Source organism: Sporosarcina saromensis (genome assembly GCF_054901285.1).
Genome location: NZ_CM142738.1, coordinates 17,161 through 34,938, shown reverse-complemented (window position 1 = coordinate 34,938; position 17,778 = coordinate 17,161). Strand labels below are relative to the sequence as shown.

The following is a 17,778-nucleotide window of genomic DNA, read 5'->3' as shown; positions in this document are numbered from 1 at the left end:
TTTATAAACTTACTAATATAGTATTTCCTTTATTAACAGTAAAGAACCAAGATCCACCGGGTACAAGATCTACAAGTAAACAGATTAAAGTTCGGAAAAAACTGAATTTAATAGACAAGCCTAGAATTAGTAGGTATGATAGAGTCAGTTTGAAATAACGGGGGTTGGTGGAAAAAAATGACGATAGCAGGAACTACTGTTAGATTTAAGGGAACCATCTATAGACAGTTTGAAAAAGAAATTCTGGTGACACAACTGCGATTTGGGACATTGCGTGCTATATTCCAAGTAGACCATGAAGTGCAACGGAAATTAGACCCGAGGCGTCGAGCTGAAATTCGTGATTTCATCCTACGAAGTCTCGATACGAATGAATACTTCTATTTTTCACCGTTCATCTTCTCTGCAAGGGGGATGCTACGAGAGGTAAATGGAGAATTTGAACTTGAGCCAGGTACGACTTTGTATATCTCAGATGGACAGCACAGGTGTTCGGCTATGGCTGCTGCTGTGAATGTACTGGAGAATAGCAAGATCAAACTGGAGGAAATGGGCAAGTACAAAGAGGCAGAAAGAACTGCAAGGCAGCTCAAGCAAATAGAAAACTATCCGGTCGCGCTTCAAATTTATTTGGATTTATCTCAAAAAGAAGAGAGGCAAATGTTCTCGGATTTGAATTCAGAGCGGCGGGAAATCCATCAGGGCATCGTCATGAAGTATGATCAGCGTGATGAATACATTGGATTGACCCGGAATGTGGCGGAACAATTGAAAGATGTGATGGAAATTGAACTGGAACTATCCCGTCTCATGCTCGGCAATCCTGCACTCACTTCTTTGACCATTATGCGAAAATGCCTTGTCGCGCTTTTTGAAGGGAAGTTGACCATTATGTCTGGTGATTTAATCCTCCCGGAGCGAGAAAACGACATGGAAGAAATAGCAATTCAGTTTTTTAAGAAGTTGCAACAGATTTTTCCGAAGCAAGCAGCTAATCGGAAGAAATACGTCTCAGGAATTAGTGGCATCCAAATAGCACTTGCATTTACGGTCTTTCATTATGTGAGGCAAGAGAAGAAGGACTATACTGAAGCCCTTCGGAAGCTTGATTGTTTAAAAAAGATTTGTTCCTGGAAGCACGACGACCCGCTATTTGCCCATATGTATGATGCTGAAGGAAAGCGGATAACAGGACATTCTGGCGTTACAGCTGTCAAAAGAACAGCACTTAGCTTGATCACTACAATTGATAGCGAGGAGGCCAATTAAGTGATAATCGAAAGCGTTTTCAATGCAAAACAAGCACTGTTCACGTATTCAATCCCTGAACTGTTGGAGATGGAAAATGAGGGGCGGCTTGAAACTCGGACGACAAGGAAAGAAAATGTACGGAAATTGCGTTCGTACATTACCGAGAATTATGCAACAGGTGATATTTACTTGCCTCCTTTGGTTGCGAGTTGTCAGGAAGGTGAGCTTGAAGGGAAGCCGTCGCGACTTGTGGTAATTGACGGAAACCATCGACTGAAAGCATTTTTACAACTAGAGACGTATATTCTGAAAGGGATGTCCAGTGTCAACGACGTGGAATATAGCGAGGCAATTAATCTGCGTCAAGTGCTCGATAAAATTGAAGTACCCTTTCAGATATTTGAAGGGTTGTCAATCGAGGAAGTCAACCAATTGTACATTGATCATAATCGGAAGGGGAAGAAAGTTGGGTTGTCCAAACGGATTGCGTATGACTCCAGGGATCAGATTAACGTCGTCACAAACAGCTTATTGAACGCGAATGGACAATTAAAAGAAGCTGGTGTGGAACAAGAAAAGAATGCAGTTATGCGTCCAGCAAACAAAAACCTGATGTCACTCGCTCAACTTCGGAGAATTGTTGAACTGTTCATAGAGGAAATTGAAACCGGACAAAAGACGAAAAGAGATGTGGATAGTATTAGTAAAGAGGAAAACTATATTGAACTTGTCAACAGTTGGTTGGAGGAATTGTTCATGCTGTACCCGGTAAAGACGATTGGAAACTTCCATGAATCGATGCTTGCGAACTTTCCATTACTCTATGCAGTTGCAAGTTATGCAGTCGATTCCATTGGAGAGCTAGCATTCGAAGATCAAATGAAGACGGTGCAGCGTCGAATGCGGAATCTATCAGCGATCAATTGGGAGAGGGACCAAGACGTTTGGACGCGTTTTGAGGGAGACTTCAAAGGTAGAGAAGCATATTTTTACTTAGATCCTAGCAATAGCAATCGAAGGGCTTTGATTGATTGGCTGCAGCACAAAGGGGGTGAGTGAGTTGGGGAATTTATAACGTAAGACATCCCAGGTGAGAGTTTGTCGGGCAGACATGAAGATCTCACCTGAGAAGTAGATTGGAGAAAACCAACCTATTGGTTAGTATACTCTTTTCACTTCAAAAAAGTAAGAAACAAAATTAGAAATTGGGGGATGAGACGTATATGGAGCTGAAGAAGTATCGTTTAGATGAAGATGCGCTAGCATTAATACCGGAATTTAGGAACGGAAGACAGTTTACAAAAGTGCTCACCAGGAATGGTATGTTGTTGGTAGAGGAAAAGCAGGAAGAAATCTTGAACGCAACGCTACTATACTATGGCGCCAGCTTGCGTGGAGCAAGAGATGGTGCCCAATCGATACTTGGCAAAATTAAAAAAATGCCGATTATGGTGAATGAGACACTTGGACACTATTGGTTTCCGGTCATCTCTCCAGCAAAGCCCGTTTGTATATGGCTTGCCTTACACAACATAATTAGTTACGAGGCGATCGATAAAACAGAGACACAGGTATGGCTGAGCGGGGGAAGCTTTATCATTGTTCCTATTAGCAAGAAATCGCTAGATGAGAAGATTCAACGTACATGCACACTTCGTTATGAGATTGAAACACGGACTGCTAGAGCAACGGAACAAATACGTGAACAACGTACAACATACGAAGTCAGTAAACATAGCGGACAGTTGAACTATACTTTCCAACAAGTAGAATCGGAGGAATACATGAATCGTTAAAGCCAAGCGGTTTGATAAAAATTTGAAGAACGAAGAGACGCCACGATGATTGATTACGTGGCGTCTCTTTTTTTGCTGTAGTTGGAGTGGGAATCTTGATGAACCTTGTTTTGGAGAATTTCTACGAACGAAACGAGTCGTAAAAAGTAAAGCTGCGTACAATGCTGTTCTATAGAAATGTGTATGTAAAGAGTGGGACGAATGAATAGGCCGCGACACAAAGAAAATACTTGGATTCAAGTTCTATTGTGCGACCAAACGTGTAGTATGCACGAGCCGTTCACCTATTCCTACTAGCGTAACTGCTCCAAACTGGAATTGGTTTTCCTTTCAAATGCACCTTATGATGAAGCCACCTAGGAATAGTTGAATCGTGCACGATTGGAAAGGTCAAGCAAGTGTTGAATTTTGAAGACGTGTTGGCACAATATGAGCCAATGATTACCGCGAATATCCGGCAATTGAACATTTATCGTGAACATGAACAATACAGGCAAACGGGGAGGGTGGCACTGTGGCAGGCGTGGCGAAAGTTTGATAAGGAGAAGGGGAATTTCACACCTTACGCCTACCGGTCCATTCGTGGCGCAATGATGGATGAGATGATGAAGGAAAATCGATCGGAGGAGCGATTCATGCCGGCGGAAAATGAAAAGCTGACGTTTTGGATTGAAGAGGGAGTATCTGAAGAAGAAAGGTGGGTTGATCGTCTAAGCCAGGCTGTTGAGCAGCTGACCGAGGAAGAGAAGCAGTTGCTGAACTGGTTGTTTGTTGAGCGGGATACACAGGCGAATTGTGCCAAACGATTAGGCATTTCTGTAGCAGGTGTGAAGAAGAGGCGGCAACGGTTGTTGGAGAAAATGCGTGGGGTGATGGAGGGAGGGTCTGAATAAGGAACGTGGAGTATGAGAAAGGGGCAGAAGCTTGGGAATGGTCCAGGGTTCTGCTTTTTTGGTGCCTGTGTAAGGTTGAATTTTTTTGGTGCCTGTGTAAGGTTAAATTCAGTCAATTCACTACAATTGCATATACATAAAATCAAAATGTAGTAGTGGATAGGTTTGTAATTTTTTCTTGCATAATCATTCGAATTAGTTGAATTAACATGAATGTTTCTGGCACAGGCACCGTCACAAATTTTATAGCCAAATCTTATTTTTAAATTGGTAATAAACGGTTATAATTGTTAAAAGGGGGAGTATTGATTTGGACAGATTAATTTACCTTGAATGGGTTTCGCCCTTTTTGAAGAAGGAGCATTAAATTAATGACAGAATATAATTTCGAACCATTTTTACCTGAACTTAAAAAGTACTGCTATATGTTAGCGGGTACACCTTGGGATGGAGAAGACCTATTCCAGGATACTTTATTAAAACTATTGACTAATCAATCGAGTCTTTCTGTACATCCAAATCCTAAAGGATATATTTTTAAGACTGCAACGAATCAGTGGTACGACACAATTAGGAAAACAAAGCGTGAAATCATAGGAATTAACAACGAAGTTGAGTTGGGTACTGTTGATTATAGTCTGTTAGAATCCGTTGAAATTTTAATTTCTCTTTTACCGTTTAAACAAGCTGCTACTCTATTGCTTAAAGAATATTTTGGGTTTACGTCAAATGAGATTGCAAAGATGCTGGACATGACTCTAGGTGGAGTAAAGGCAGCGATTAGTAGAGGAAGAAATAATCTACAAAACTTAGAAAATTCGCAACGGACCAATGAAGAACCTTCTCTAAACCTTCTGAATCGAATGTTGAATGGTCTGAAACGAAATGATTTCAAATGTGTTGTATCTACATACCATCTTTTAGTTTCCAGAGGAATAAAGATCAATAAATCAGATGACCATTTTATATTTGAATTGTTAGACCCGGATAATAACCGTTTTTGGGTTAAAGAAAAAATTTAAAGAGTGGCCGTATCTTTTTTTGTTTTTCATCCGTTATTTAAGTAGGAGGTGATTTAATGAAATCGGTTAAAAGGATAGATGCTGTATTTGTTCCTGTTACCAATCTGGAAAGTTCGGAAAATTGGTATTTGAACACTTTCCCCTTTAAAGTGGTCTACCGAAGCAACGATGGACAATATGTAGGTTTTCGTTTTAGCGATGACGGGGGGACTAAAACAGCTTTAACCCTTTATAAAGTTGAGAAAATGCCTGAACGGAATCACATTGCATTCAACTTTTATTGTGATGATGTTGACGGATACCATAATTATTTATCCAAACATAATTACAGAGTAAGCGAAATTCACGGAGGAGACGGTATGCGCTTTTTTGATCTGTACGATCTTGATGGAAATGGTTTGGGCATTGTAACTTTCTAAGAGGAATTTTAAAGAACTTAATCTAGGGGTGTATATAATGAGTACATTTATTCACAGAGTAGGGACTACATACTTACCTGTATCAGATCCTGAAAAGTCGTCAAAATGGTATCAAGAAAAACTTGGTGCAGTTGAAAATTTTCGAAATGAAGATAAGGCAATTTTAGATTTTGCAGATCAGAGCTTCTTCCTTGTAAGAGCTAGTTCAGGAGAGATTGCGAGATTTTCAGATGTCCACGGGAAGGAACATTTTACAATGACTTTCGAAGTGGATGGATTTAAACGTTTAATCGAATTCTATAATGCCCTTGAAGCACAGGGAGTCCGTGTCGGTGTAATTGAAGACCGTGGACATGCTGGGAACAATTTTGTTTTTTATGATTTAGATGGAAATTTGTTTGACGTATGGAGCGAACTAAGTCCATCCTTTAAGGAACTGCGTGGAATAAATCAATAAGAAAATTGGTGTTAGAGCGTTAATTCCTATCGAATTAACGCTCTTCTTGCTGAATTGTTTCACTATAGAGAAGGCAATTGAATAAATTGGGGTTTCAATCAATAGTATTTACCTATTTTAAAAAACATGTGAAATTGTACTTGACCTTCGACTAACTCGAACCTTTAGAATGAATTTGGTAGAACATACCAAAACTATTAACAAAAAGGGGATGGAGCAGATGACTTTCCGTTGGGACGGCGGATTTATCATGGTATCTTGGGACAAATTTGAAGAGGGGATTGAATGGTATACCAAGCATATGGGATGGACTTGTTTAGACAGTGTTGTTACACCTGTCGGAAAAAAGGCTTTCCTCAAAATGCCTAGATTAGGTGTGGTGACATTGAAGTCCTTTGAAGGGGAATTTGAACATTTTAAATCTGAAGGTGATTTTGAAGGACATACAAGAGTAGGATTTGAAGTGACGAATCTTGAGGATGCCCTTTCCTATTTTGAAAAGGAGGGAATCAAGATTTCAAATATGGTTACCTTACCTACTGGACAAGTTAGTTTTGATATCCATTCTTTTGATAACGCAAGGATTACAGCGGTACACAATAGATCTTTGGAAGGGCAATTCCCTGAAGCTAGAGTAACAGGTTTTGGCGATGTTAATGTAAGAATAGGTGTAAAAGATATCAATAAAGCTGTCGCTTGGTATCGTGAGAATCTTGGGGTTGAAGTAGTAAAACAAAATGACAATTATGCCCACTTACAAGTAGAGGATGCATATGATTGGATGCAGCTGTCTCAAGTGTTTTACGACAATATATGGTTGGAAAAGATTGAAGGTATAAATTTCGAAAAAGCAAACCCTTCTGTTCGGAATTACTTTGACGTTAGACCAGAGTTATTTCATGAAACCTACAACCAACTTAAGAAAAATGGTTTGAATCCATCCGAAGTTGCTGGTAATCCCCATAATGGCTGGGCGGGTTTTCATTTCTTTGATTTAGATGGAAACCGCATAAATGTTTGGTCTTATCCTGCATAACAGCAAAAGGGAGTGGAGAGAAATGGGTATGAAAATCAATGAATTTTCTGAGCGAACTGGCCTGCCACCAAGTACTCTTCGTTTCTATGATCAAAAAAAATTGTTAGAACCCAAACAACGTTTAGAGAACGGCTACAGGATCTATACAGACGATCAAGTATCACACGCATTGATTATTCATTCACTTCGTTTGTCTGGTATTAGCATTGAAGACATTTACCAGTATATGTATTCAAGCGAGAAAGAGAAGGAACGATTAATTTCAAATTGGAACCATGAGGTAGATTCAAAGATATCTACTCTAAAAATCGCAAAACAATATTTAAGTGGTGTGACTGCTAAAGAGCAACATATCAATTTAGTTAAATGGGACGACCCCGTACTTTTCATATGGTTTAGGCATGAAGTGCCAAGAGAAATAAACCCTTTTCAGTCTGTGATGACCTCAGAATTAGAGAAGATTAAAAAATTGGGACTAGGAGTTAGACCAGGCATTTTTATAAGGACATTAAAATCTAAAGGGAATTCAATGGTTGGCGAGGTTGGATTCATCCTGAATAAAGAGTATCCATCCAACTTGTGTGACAAGGCGGGTAATATGTATATAGAGCAACTAGAGCCAACGCTTTACGCTACAATGGAGTGTAATGTGTACGATCCCTTTATGTGTTTTAATTTTATGAGGCTAGTGCACCGATTTGGTTTTAGAACAAAAGGTGTAAAGTTAGAAAAGTTTGAGTCACCAGATGAAAGTACTTTTAGGTACATGATACCACTTTTAAATCCTTCTTGACTCTTCAAATAATGGAGTGTTGCTCTGAAAAGTTCAACACCCATTTTTTATATTTTTGAATAAAGGAGCAATATGATTAAAGTGGCAGGAATATTTATTTGTAGAAATATGTAGTTATTATAAATGGTAGAGGAGCATTCCTGTTTTAAGCTTTTTTCGGGGACTTGAATAGAAAAAGCCCAATACAGTTGATTTGCGCTTCAGTCGGGCGCGTTCCGCGGGGCGGGCGGTGAGCCAATCGAACAAAGCAGAGTTCGATTTATGAAATTCTTGAATTAGTGATGGAGGCAGAACGTAATATCGGAGCGCTTGCAAGGCTTGGCTTAAAAAATCACCCGCTTAAATCGACAATCCTACGCAATTCCATGGTAAGGACCGCTCACTTTACTACAAAGATTGACCGAAACATCCTTGCGTATAAAGAAGTCGAGAAACTGTATGCTAGTTATAAAACTGAGAAAGGCACCTGTGCGTTGAAAACGGGTGCCTGTGTCATGATGAATTCAGTTAAATCACGAGCATACTGAAGAATTCTCCCGGCTGACAAGTTGCTACAATGGATGAACACAAAGTGCGCCCATGTGCATTCACTTTGACTTATAAGCTAAGTCAATGAAGGGTCTAATTTGTTCGAAGTCATCAACCCATTCCAATCTTACATAGGTTTCATGAGGATAGCGTTCATCGTCATGAGGAGGTCTGACAAACTGCCTTCCTAAGACTTGATCTATTTCCACTTGATTACTCAGCCCCAACTGTTGCGCTTTGTTTCCAATATGGAGAATGAGGTGCCTTTGCCGTGTTACTGATAAGGTCGCAAATTTGTTTTTACCAGTACGTTTATAACCAATTCTATCTTTTGTCCCCGCATCTTCCACATCGTTATAGCCTGCCTCGCACCATATATACTGATGGATTTTTCTTGCCATCTGTTGTGCTTTTATTTTTTCAAATTGCAAGAAGAAATATTGCGTTGTTTTTTCTCCTCCAATACAGTTAATGACACAAAACTCCTCAAATTGTTCGAGCAAAAAACACGTTACTTGATCATTCATATTCTTAAAAAACGCATGCTGTTCTCTAAAATATTGTCTAATTTCTTCCCATGTTAGCAGGATTGTTTCGTTGACGATTTGGTTAACCGCAAACCTTTGTTTATGTCCCTCCAGCTGGTTGAATTCCAAGTATGATCCAAGTCCAATCTTTGTCTCCAGTAAAATGGACGCTTCGTTCGAGAGTATCGCTCCATCCGGAATATAATACTTTTTGTCTTGAGGTTGATTCATGACCTTTTTCGTTTCAGCAATGCCAACGACAATTGCTTGGGGAGTCTTGCGGTGAAGTTCACTTGAAAGCTGATACATATACTCAAAAGATCCTCAGTAGCATGAACGTTCATCCATTGTAGAAAGTTGGTAGTTAACCTTGGAGCTGAATGTTGCAGTACATTTAAGAACGCTTTCGTCGCATTATTTTCAATTTGCAACATCTTCGTCTCTTCTGATTCCTTCCTGGTCTGTCCCCGATAGTAATGAAAAATATTTTGATAAAAAGACATTTGACCTTCCCCCAGTTTTCCTGTGTATTTTGTATTTAGCTTATTGTGTAAGGCTATACGTTATACCGTAAATCTTGGAAGACGTAACAAACAAACAAGCATTATTTCAAATATTGTCGATGTACCTGCAGACATTTCTTGATATGCAACAAAATGCTTATTTCATTACATAGGTACAATTATTCGTAAATGCTTGAATAATAATGATTTTTACCGATAGTTAGAAGTAGAGCGTATTTTCTCTAGGAGCAATAAGATTTGTTACTAGAGAAATTTGCTAGTCAGCTGCTAGTAAAGGTATTCGATTGTCATTCACAGTACCTATCGATTACAGTACAAAATATTTATTTGCATCTACTTATTTTCATGATAAGTCGAACGAATTTAATTTTGGAGGAAATTTTATTGAAAAAACTTGGATTTGTTTTAATAGGCGTTTGTTCACTGCTTCTTTTTGCATGCAATGCAAATCAATCGCATCAGACAGATGACGGAGATAGGAAAGAGAAAAACGATGAAGCTGAGTTGGAAAAAACTGAACCAGTCATTGAGTTGCCGAAAACTGATGAAGAATGGCTTGCGTTCTATCAAGAGAGTAATATGAGTGGCTTAGAGATGATTAAAGATGCTGAGTATGAGCAGCCACTACTTGTGGATTTTAAAGGAGATGGAATTCCAGAAGTCGTGCTACTTTATGAGGTGAAAGGGCAAGGGAATAGCCATGTCGATACATTTTTTGGTTTCATTATCGGCCACTTTGATATTGAAAAAAGGGAATGGAGCGTAGAGCAACAAGTTGACGTAACAGCCGACAATCTAGTGAAATTGGAAGCCGTAGGTAAGCTACTCTTTGACGATAGCCAGGAGGCACTTGCTGTCAAGAAACTTATTCCCGGCGCTGGTAGGGTGTGGTATAAGATCGACTTATATCGTTTATCAAGCGAAGACAACAAAGTCATACGAACTGCAAGCCATTTTGCAGATGGCGATACAGAGATTAGCATTGACAATGCATCAAATTCCTTACGATTTAGCGATCAAGGGAAGGCATACGCCTTTAGGCCAAGTGGGCGAAATTGGCTCGTCAGTGATACAAAACGTTTGTATATGTACAACACCTCTGACTTGTATAAAGAGCCTTTCATGGAATTGATAGGGAACAACGCAATTACATCCTATCCCGTAAAAATCGCTGAAAACTATGAGGAAGCAAAAGCGCGTTATCAAGATTCTATTACACTTGAGGATTATTACCTGGGCGGTATTTGCGCACAAATTGAAGATTTCTTCTTCTGCAGCAACGATAGCACGGATGAAATCGTCGCAATCGTTATTTCACCGTCAATTAAGAAAAATATACGAGATTACGAAAAGGTGCTTGGCTTTCCAGATGATGGAGGAATAATGGAAATGGATGGCCCTTATTATGTTTGGACCTATCATTTGGGAGATCTCACGATTACGTTAGCCACAGATACGGAAAATCCTGAAAGTAACATTGTAGAGATGAGTATTAATCAATCAAATGATTTTGATGAGGCGGAAGGTTTTTAGTCATTGTTTATATGCCTGTTTGGAGCTTTTAAAAAGGGTTGCACATAAAGGGAAATCCTATAAAGACTCAATTTGGACGGATGAGTCTTTTCCTGAAATCGATTCAAATAGCTATGATACTATGCCATTTCAATCAACTTAGTGCCAGTTGCCTGTGTGTGGTTGGATTCAGATAATTCACTACAATTGTATATACATAAAATTAAAATATTGTGTTTGTAAGGTTTGTAATTTTTTCTTGGATATCTATACAAATTGGTTGAATTAACATGAATGTTTCTGACACAGGCACCGTCAAAACAAAAATGATCCTGGTAACTTTGTATATCGTGGAAATTTAATAAAGAGTGTTTAGTTAGGACTATATAATCTAATTTAGTTATACGTTTAATAGTGTTAATGGATTAAATAGCGAGAAAACAATAATGGAAATTATAGATATTTTGTTCTATGACCGCTTGAGTAGTTGTGATACTATATACATAAATAACTCATTTCTAGAGGGGGATAAATTTGACTGATTTTGAACTGAAGACCTTATTAATGAAGGTGAAAGAACCATCATTGCAATTACTCAGCATTCGAGAGGAGTTTAGGAAGTACAACACACCATATGTTGACGTTAGAAAAATTCCTAAATTATTAAAATTTATTTTCGGGTTTTTTATCTTCTATATTATCTCAATGCCTGTTGGGTTACTTTTAAGTCTAGTATTTATGACTTTTGAGGTATTAGGACTATTGCTATCAATTTTTGTAGTCCCTGGCTTATTCTACGCAACCTATAAATTATATTTATTTATTGAAGATAAAATAATAGATATTCAACTTAAAAAGAAAAGTGATCTTCATTCCGTTAGAATAAGAGAAATATTAATTCAAGAAGAGGAGTTAATTGGGTTTCTTCAGGATAGTGGTATGCCGATGAACTATTGTTATCCATTTGCAATCAATTCTTTCGAGACTTATCTTTTAAATAAACGAGCTGATACGCTTAAAGAATGTATAAATTTATTTGAACAAGATCGTCAAAACCAACAGTACATAAATCAGTTAAACACTATTCAACAGATTCAAGAGGCTACTTATCACGAAGCTAATTCAGCAAAGACAATGGCGTTCATAAGTATGTTCAGTAGGCGATAACATACAAACTAACGGTTGGAATGTTTAAAATTGGTACCTGTGTATGGTTAGATTCAGTCAATTTACTACACTTGCATATACATAAAATCTAAATGCTGTAGTTGATAGGTATGTAATTTTTTCTTACAAGTCCATATAAATTGCTTGAATTATCATTAATTTTATTGACACGGCACCGTCACAGACACTGACAACAATAGCGCCACCTGTTAAGGGGGCGCTAGATATATGCTTGTTTAAAAGGCGAGTGCTTGTGCCGAGTGAAGTACCGTGAAAGTCTCTTGCAACAGGCACCGTCAAAAATATTCAGTTACTCGTAAATGTTATGTTCAACCGCTAGTTTAGCCAATAGCGTCGTGAATTCGGTAGTTAAAATAATGCGCTCTTTTAACTCACCATTACCGTCTCGGCTTTTGCTTAAGACTTCAATGTCAGCTGTATGATTGAGGATTTGAGCAATTTTTTCTTCCCTTTTGTAGGCTAGCCCATCAAATCCGAATTCCAAATCAAGCGCTAAACAATCATTTAACTTAGTCACTCTCTCAAGTAATGCGGGTTCGGAACGAGCAATCCACAAGAAATTTCTACTCTCAGGCACTTTACCGATAGAATTTTCTTCGTATAGGTTTGATAAGGTCCAAGCTACAGTTTCTTTAAATTTTCTTCCCCCGTCTTTTCGATTTTCCCAATTCTCTTTAATACCTTCTAACAGTGGAAGAATGTCATCTAACCGCACACCTTCGTTACAATGGGCTTTCGGATGACTTGCTATTACGGCAAGTACAGCAAACTCCAATTGCACTCCAATTGATTGATCCCCACTAGTTGAATTTTTCTTGTTCGGTGTTTCCAACTATCATCAGCTCCATTCATATTCATACGATAGAAATTGGTACCTGTGGCATGGCAATTCACGTTACATCACGAATGTCACATTTAAGTAGTTGAATGCACGTAAATGTTTAGCACAGCCACCATATTCCTATGGTTAATAGATATGATGATTGTCCTGGAAACATGCTTTTTTATTTTTTGAGTGCCTTTGCGTGAGTGATTTCAGTCAATTCACTACAATTGTATATAAATGAATGCTGAAAGTTGTAGTTGGGGTGTTTTGAATGATTAATTGTATATTCATTCGAATTGGGTGAGTTAACGTGATTGTTTCCTGCGCGGGTACCGATGACGGGAGAAAACCAGTGTAAATCTTTTAGATATATAGAAAGCTACTACGTTAGTGTTAGTGGGAAAATCACTAAAATCAACTGATTTGAAAGAATAGTGGGATAGTGATAAACTGAATTACTTATGTTTCTTATGCGAACGTAACGGGAGACAATGTGGCAGGAGGTTTTTGAGGTGAAAATTCGGCTAGGTGTTGTTGGGGCTTATGACTCAATGGAGATAATTGAAAGAGTGGTAAAAGAGTTTACTGAAATCAGTATGCTCCCTTTTCCGTACGAAACAATTGAAGAGGTGATCGATATCATTCCTGAAAATCGTTCGCTAGTAGATCAGTGGTTTTTTGCGGGACAATCCCCTTACTTTCTTGCTGTCAACCGTGGCGTTATTAAACCCGAAGAAGGAAGTTATGCACAACTGAATAGTAACAGCGTTTACAAAACATTGTTGCAGGCGCAACTGCAAGAGCAACGGCTCTTTAAAAGTATTAGCTTGGATACGATTAAAGAGACCGAAAGTGAACTAGAAAAAGCATTGACATCAATGGAGCTATATACGTTTCCTTATTCAGGGTATTTACCGGTGGAACAAATCGTAGACTTTCATGTGAATCTTTATAGAGCTGGGAAAGTGGAAGTAGCTGTTACATGTATAAAGAACGTTTACAATATTCTTAAAGAAAAGGGGATTCCTTGCTATCGTGTATCAGCTGATGAGACCTCCATCCGCTTAATCATTCAATACTTAAAGCAACGAGGTGTATCGCAATGGTATCGGAAAGCGCAAATTGCTATAACTGGTATTGAAGTATTGCCTTCTTCTATCGATGAACAGTTTTCTTACCGGGTTAAGTACCGTGAACTTGAATTGAAGCGATTATTACTTCAATATGCTGAAAGTGTTAATGGTTCTTTCGTGGAAATCGGTGATAGCAGATATTTTATCTATACAACTAGAGGAGAGGTTGAGTTACAAGTACAAAATGATGCCCTTTTTACTTTGGTCAATCAAGTTGGTATTCGTAGTAAATTTAAAATAAAAATTGGCATCGGTTATGGTATAACGTCTTTGGAAGCTGAGCAGAATTCTAGACTAGCTATTCAGTATGCTCGAAGCAAGGATACCGGGTGGGTCATAACAGTCGATGAAAACAAAAAAGTTTCTGAAATAGAGGAAAAAAATTCTAAAATTATTTATGACAGGCGGTCAAGCTATGACGAATGGGGAGAGCAGCTTGAAAAGGCAAACATTAGTCCTGCTGCATTTAATCGGATTCATTCGATGGCGTTGCATTATAAAAAAACGGAAATCACTTCAAATGAACTGGCAACTTGGATCAATAGCACAGAACGTAATGCCCGTCGGATTCTAAGTGAGCTCGAAGCCGTCGGAGTAGTAGAGATTACGGGAGAAGAACAATCAGGTCAAAGAGGGAGACCTAGGAAGGTATATCGTTTAGGATTTGTTGAGTCAAACTAAATAAGTTAAAAGTAATGCGAGCTATTAGGCTAAAAAGTCTATATAGTTCGCATTATTTTAATATATTTAATAGATTGTATTGACAAATAATTAATAACGAATTATTATTAACGGAACATTAAAGGATATTTCCGTTAATAACATTTACCATTCAATATCTAATTGGTTTTCATATCCTCTAATGTAGAATTGCCTATTCAACGACAAGATTTTCAAACGGAAAAGGGGGAAGAAGTTTGGAAGAAGTCATTTTCACTGCAACGGGAGATTCATTCATTACTAGACGACTACCGAAAGATCATGCGGGGGTAAATGATCTTTCTGCACTCATTAAAAGTGCAGATGTCTGTTTTACAAATTTGGAGGTAACGATTCATCGGGATGAGGGAATACCAGCAGCAGTAAGTGGGGGAACGTGGGCGAAAGCAGTACCGGCAGTTTTACAGGACATTAAAAGATATGGCTTTAACTTAATTGCTTGGGCAAATAATCATACGCTTGATTATTCAATTCCGGGGCTTCTTGCAACTGAGAGGCATTTGAATGACCAGGAATTCGTTCATGGAGGTGCTGGAGGAAACCTTGCCAGTGCTTCAGAGCCGAGATATTTGGAAATCGGACAAGCGCGCATAGCGTTGATAGCGCTTACATCAACGTTTCATGAAAGTGGGGCGGCAGGGGAACAGCGTCCGGATATGGTGGGAAGGCCAGGTGTTAACCCATTACGTTATGAAACAATCCATCATGTAACGAGAGAACAACTCTCGCTCTTGCAGACAATTGCATGTTCCACAGCGATCAATGCCACACATAATTTAAGCGTTAAAGAAGGCTTTAAGTCAGAGAGAACCGATGGAATATACTCTTTTGGAGGGCATTTGTTCAAGGTGTCGGATAGACCCGGTAAAGTTACCTATCCGCTACTTCAAGATTTAGAACGTACAATTCGATCAATTCATGAAGCGAAACGCCAAGCAGATTATGTTTTTGTTAGTATCCATGCACATGAAATGGAGGGAGAGGACAAGGAGAAGCCAGCTAAATTTATCGAGACATTCGCTAGAAGATGTATTGATGAAGGTGCTCATATGATTGTTGGTCATGGACCACATATTCTTAGGGGCATTGAAGTGTATAAGAATAGACCCATTTTTTATAGCTTAGGCAACTTTATTTTCCAAAATGATACAGTGACACATCTTCCACAAGATTTTTACCAGACATATGGCTTGGCACATCACCATACTGTTGCGGATGGGTTAGATGCGAGAAGCAAGGAGAATACAATAGGTTTTGGCGTTAACCCTCTTATTTGGGAGACGGTATTACCCATCTGGAAAATGAAAAATGGAGAATTGACTGATCTTAAACTATATCCTGTCGAGCTTGGTTTTGGAAAGAAGAGGTTCCAGCGTGGTTGGCCTATGCTAACTGACAATGCAAAAATTCTAGAGAGGCTATCAATCTTGTCCAAACCGTATGGAACTGAAATAGCAATTGTTGACGGAGTTGGAGAAGTGTCTTTGCAATCATCAATGGCTGTGCAAGTATGAGTACTCAAAAATAATGTGATGGAGGAAAGAATATGAAAAAAGGTAGTTGGATTGCACTCATGTTTTCATTTATTGTATTGCTCGTTGGATGTAGCAATGACGATAAAAAGGATGCAGCAGAGACAGGTTCAGGAAAGGGTGGAGTATTAAAAGTTGCGATCAGCGCACAGCCACCAACACTCGATATCCATTTGACGACATCTTCAGATGCCATCAATGTTGCTACAAATATTTATGAGACACTTATTGCACAAAATAGTAAACAGCAAGCGGTTCCTATGTTGGCGGAGTCGGTGGACAAAAGTGATGATGGCTTAATCTATACATTCAAATTACGTCAAGGTGTGAAGTTCCATAATGGGAATGACATGACGGCAGATGATGTAGTTGCTTCAATGAATAGATGGTTAGAAAAATCTTCACGTGCGAAGCTTTTGTTGGCGGGTGCATCTTTTGAAAAGAAAGATGAGCATACTGTCGAATTAAAATTACAGGAAGCAGCGTCTGATGTACTTGACATCATGGCGGGAAGAGGACAATTTCCAGGAATCATGCCAGCGGAGATTCTTGCTAATGCAAGTGAAGACGGCGTATCTGAGTATATCGGAACAGGTCCTTTCAAATTCGTGGAATGGAAACAAGACCAGTTTATTAAATTGGAAAAGTTTGAGGAATACCAAGAAGCTGAAGGGGAACCGGACGGCCTAACTGGACGCAAAACGGTATATGTAGATGGTGTAGAATTCCATATTGTTACAGATTCCTCCACACGGATGGCTGGTGTCCAAACGGGAGAATATGATATAGCTCTCAATATGCCATTTGATAACTATGAACAATTAAAGGCAATGAAGCAGTTACAGACGTTTGCCTCCTTTGATAACGGAACTATTAACGTTGCGTATAACAAGAAATCAGGTATTATGACAAATCCAGAAATGCGCAGGGCTATTAATGCTGGAATAGATGCACATGCTGTTATGTTGGCAGCAGTGGGAAGCGAACAATTATTTAGGTTGGATCCAGGGTATATCAGTCCCGATAATATCGACTGGGCTACTGACGCTGGAAAAGATGCCTATAGTGTAAATGATCCAGAGAAAGCGAAGCAAATGTTAAAGGATGCAGGCTATAACAATGAGGAAGTCATCCTTTACTCTACAGGAGATTATGATCACCAATACAATGCGTCCGTCGTTTTAAAAGAACAACTGTCTAAGATGGGTGTCAATGCGAAGCTTGAGATTTATGACTGGCCAACTTTGCAAGAAAAGCGATCTAATCCTGAGAATTGGGACATGATGATCCTTGGTACGGGCTATGTTACTACGCCTTCCCAATTGTTAGTAGTAAACCCAACCTTCCCAGGATGGACAGATGATGCAAAGGTAACTGAGCTACTAGGTGACATACGTCAAGCTGATTCAAAAGAAGCAGCACTGTCTAATTGGAGCGAATTGCAACAATATATGTGGGATGATTATGTGCCTCACACACTCTTCGGCCATTATGCATCTGTCATCACAGCGACAGACCAACTGGATGATCTAATCGTCTTTAATAATGCTCTTCTATGGGAAGTAAAGAAAAAGTAACAATTAGGACGGTTTATACTTCTCGCAAGTATGAACCGTCTTCC

General features: G+C 38.9%; 16 protein-coding genes. 14 read left to right on the top strand and 2 right to left on the bottom strand.

Translation table 11 applies throughout. The annotated features are described in order from the left end of the window. Nucleotides 1-177 precede the first annotated feature (177 nt). From ACVHUV_RS00165 to ACVHUV_RS00125, 9 genes are all read left to right on the top strand, one after another. Nucleotides 178-1,269, top strand: coding sequence for a DNA sulfur modification protein DndB (locus ACVHUV_RS00165; RefSeq protein ID WP_462085692.1), 1,092 nt, complete (start codon nucleotides 178-180; stop codon nucleotides 1,267-1,269). Further along, the gene (locus tag ACVHUV_RS00160; protein ID WP_462085691.1) at nucleotides 1,270-2,310 is read left to right on the top strand and encodes a DNA sulfur modification protein DndB; all 1,041 of its coding nucleotides are present in this window, start codon (nucleotides 1,270-1,272) and stop codon (nucleotides 2,308-2,310) included. It begins immediately after the preceding gene. Nucleotides 2,311-2,474: 164 nt separating this feature from the next. After that, nucleotides 2,475-3,047 (top strand): competence protein ComK, encoded by a 573-nt coding sequence (locus ACVHUV_RS00155; RefSeq protein ID WP_462085690.1) that lies wholly within the window; start codon nucleotides 2,475-2,477, stop codon nucleotides 3,045-3,047. Nucleotides 3,048-3,445: 398 nt separating this feature from the next. Beyond that, nucleotides 3,446-3,940: a sigma-70 family RNA polymerase sigma factor gene (locus ACVHUV_RS00150; RefSeq protein ID WP_462085689.1), complete on the top strand. Its 495-nt coding sequence runs from the start codon at nucleotides 3,446-3,448 to the stop codon at nucleotides 3,938-3,940. Nucleotides 3,941-4,311: 371 nt separating this feature from the next. Continuing rightward, complete coding sequence (locus tag ACVHUV_RS00145) at nucleotides 4,312-4,962, top strand: RNA polymerase sigma factor (RefSeq protein ID WP_462085688.1); 651 nt, start codon at nucleotides 4,312-4,314, stop codon at nucleotides 4,960-4,962. 56 nt (nucleotides 4,963-5,018) lie between these two features. Then, the gene (locus ACVHUV_RS00140) at nucleotides 5,019-5,381 is read left to right on the top strand and encodes a VOC family protein (protein ID WP_462085687.1); all 363 of its coding nucleotides are present in this window, start codon (nucleotides 5,019-5,021) and stop codon (nucleotides 5,379-5,381) included. A 37-nt stretch (nucleotides 5,382-5,418) separates the two neighbouring features. Beyond that, complete coding sequence (locus ACVHUV_RS00135) at nucleotides 5,419-5,838, top strand: VOC family protein (protein ID WP_371391468.1); 420 nt, start codon at nucleotides 5,419-5,421, stop codon at nucleotides 5,836-5,838. A 220-nt stretch (nucleotides 5,839-6,058) separates the two neighbouring features. Further along, on the top strand, nucleotides 6,059-6,874 hold the full coding sequence (locus tag ACVHUV_RS00130; RefSeq protein ID WP_462085686.1) for a VOC family protein: 816 nt from the start codon (nucleotides 6,059-6,061) through the stop codon (nucleotides 6,872-6,874). A gap of 22 nt (nucleotides 6,875-6,896) precedes the next feature. Further along, nucleotides 6,897-7,667, top strand: a complete 771-nt coding sequence (locus ACVHUV_RS00125; protein ID WP_462085685.1) for a helix-turn-helix domain-containing protein — start codon at nucleotides 6,897-6,899, stop codon at nucleotides 7,665-7,667. 587 nt (nucleotides 7,668-8,254) lie between these two features. Here ACVHUV_RS00125 and ACVHUV_RS00120 read toward each other — a convergent pair. Beyond that, the gene (locus tag ACVHUV_RS00120; protein ID WP_462085684.1) at nucleotides 8,255-9,031 is read right to left on the bottom strand and encodes a hypothetical protein; all 777 of its coding nucleotides are present in this window, start codon (nucleotides 9,029-9,031) and stop codon (nucleotides 8,255-8,257) included. Nucleotides 9,032-9,630: 599 nt separating this feature from the next. Between ACVHUV_RS00120 and ACVHUV_RS00115 the strand changes: the two genes are divergently transcribed. Further along, the gene (locus tag ACVHUV_RS00115; protein WP_462085683.1) at nucleotides 9,631-10,779 is read left to right on the top strand and encodes a hypothetical protein; all 1,149 of its coding nucleotides are present in this window, start codon (nucleotides 9,631-9,633) and stop codon (nucleotides 10,777-10,779) included. A 513-nt stretch (nucleotides 10,780-11,292) separates the two neighbouring features. Beyond that, on the top strand, nucleotides 11,293-11,925 hold the full coding sequence (locus ACVHUV_RS00110) for a hypothetical protein (protein ID WP_462085682.1): 633 nt from the start codon (nucleotides 11,293-11,295) through the stop codon (nucleotides 11,923-11,925). 310 nt (nucleotides 11,926-12,235) lie between these two features. Here ACVHUV_RS00110 and ACVHUV_RS00105 read toward each other — a convergent pair whose 3' ends face one another. Next, nucleotides 12,236-12,778: a hypothetical protein gene (locus ACVHUV_RS00105; RefSeq protein WP_462085681.1), complete on the bottom strand. Its 543-nt coding sequence runs from the start codon at nucleotides 12,776-12,778 to the stop codon at nucleotides 12,236-12,238. A 506-nt stretch (nucleotides 12,779-13,284) separates the two neighbouring features. Here ACVHUV_RS00105 and ACVHUV_RS00100 point away from each other — a divergent pair. The 3 genes from ACVHUV_RS00100 (at nucleotide 13,285) to ACVHUV_RS00090 (ending at nucleotide 17,734) form a co-directional block, all read left to right on the top strand. Then, on the top strand, nucleotides 13,285-14,586 hold the full coding sequence (locus tag ACVHUV_RS00100; RefSeq protein ID WP_462085680.1) for a hypothetical protein: 1,302 nt from the start codon (nucleotides 13,285-13,287) through the stop codon (nucleotides 14,584-14,586). 236 nt (nucleotides 14,587-14,822) lie between these two features. Continuing rightward, entirely contained in the window at nucleotides 14,823-16,139 is a 1,317-nt protein-coding gene (locus ACVHUV_RS00095) for a CapA family protein (protein ID WP_462085679.1), read from the top strand. Between the two features lie 32 nt (nucleotides 16,140-16,171). Then, on the top strand, nucleotides 16,172-17,734 hold the full coding sequence (locus ACVHUV_RS00090; RefSeq protein ID WP_462085678.1) for an ABC transporter substrate-binding protein: 1,563 nt from the start codon (nucleotides 16,172-16,174) through the stop codon (nucleotides 17,732-17,734). Nucleotides 17,735-17,778: the final 44 nt, after the last annotated feature.

Coding starts and splice junctions, on each gene's coding strand:
- ACVHUV_RS00165 (WP_462085692.1), top strand. CDS start 178: ATGACGATAGCAGGAACTACTGTTAGATTTAAGGGAACCATCTATAGA.
- ACVHUV_RS00155 (WP_462085690.1), top strand. CDS start 2,475: ATGGAGCTGAAGAAGTATCGTTTAGATGAAGATGCGCTAGCATTAATA.
- ACVHUV_RS00145 (WP_462085688.1), top strand. CDS start 4,312: ATGACAGAATATAATTTCGAACCATTTTTACCTGAACTTAAAAAGTAC.
- ACVHUV_RS00140 (WP_462085687.1), top strand. CDS start 5,019: ATGAAATCGGTTAAAAGGATAGATGCTGTATTTGTTCCTGTTACCAAT.
- ACVHUV_RS00135 (WP_371391468.1), top strand. CDS start 5,419: ATGAGTACATTTATTCACAGAGTAGGGACTACATACTTACCTGTATCA.
- ACVHUV_RS00130 (WP_462085686.1), top strand. CDS start 6,059: ATGACTTTCCGTTGGGACGGCGGATTTATCATGGTATCTTGGGACAAA.
- ACVHUV_RS00125 (WP_462085685.1), top strand. CDS start 6,897: ATGGGTATGAAAATCAATGAATTTTCTGAGCGAACTGGCCTGCCACCA.
- ACVHUV_RS00120 (WP_462085684.1), bottom strand. CDS start 9,031: ATGTATCAGCTTTCAAGTGAACTTCACCGCAAGACTCCCCAAGCAATT.
- ACVHUV_RS00090 (WP_462085678.1), top strand. CDS start 16,172: ATGAAAAAAGGTAGTTGGATTGCACTCATGTTTTCATTTATTGTATTG.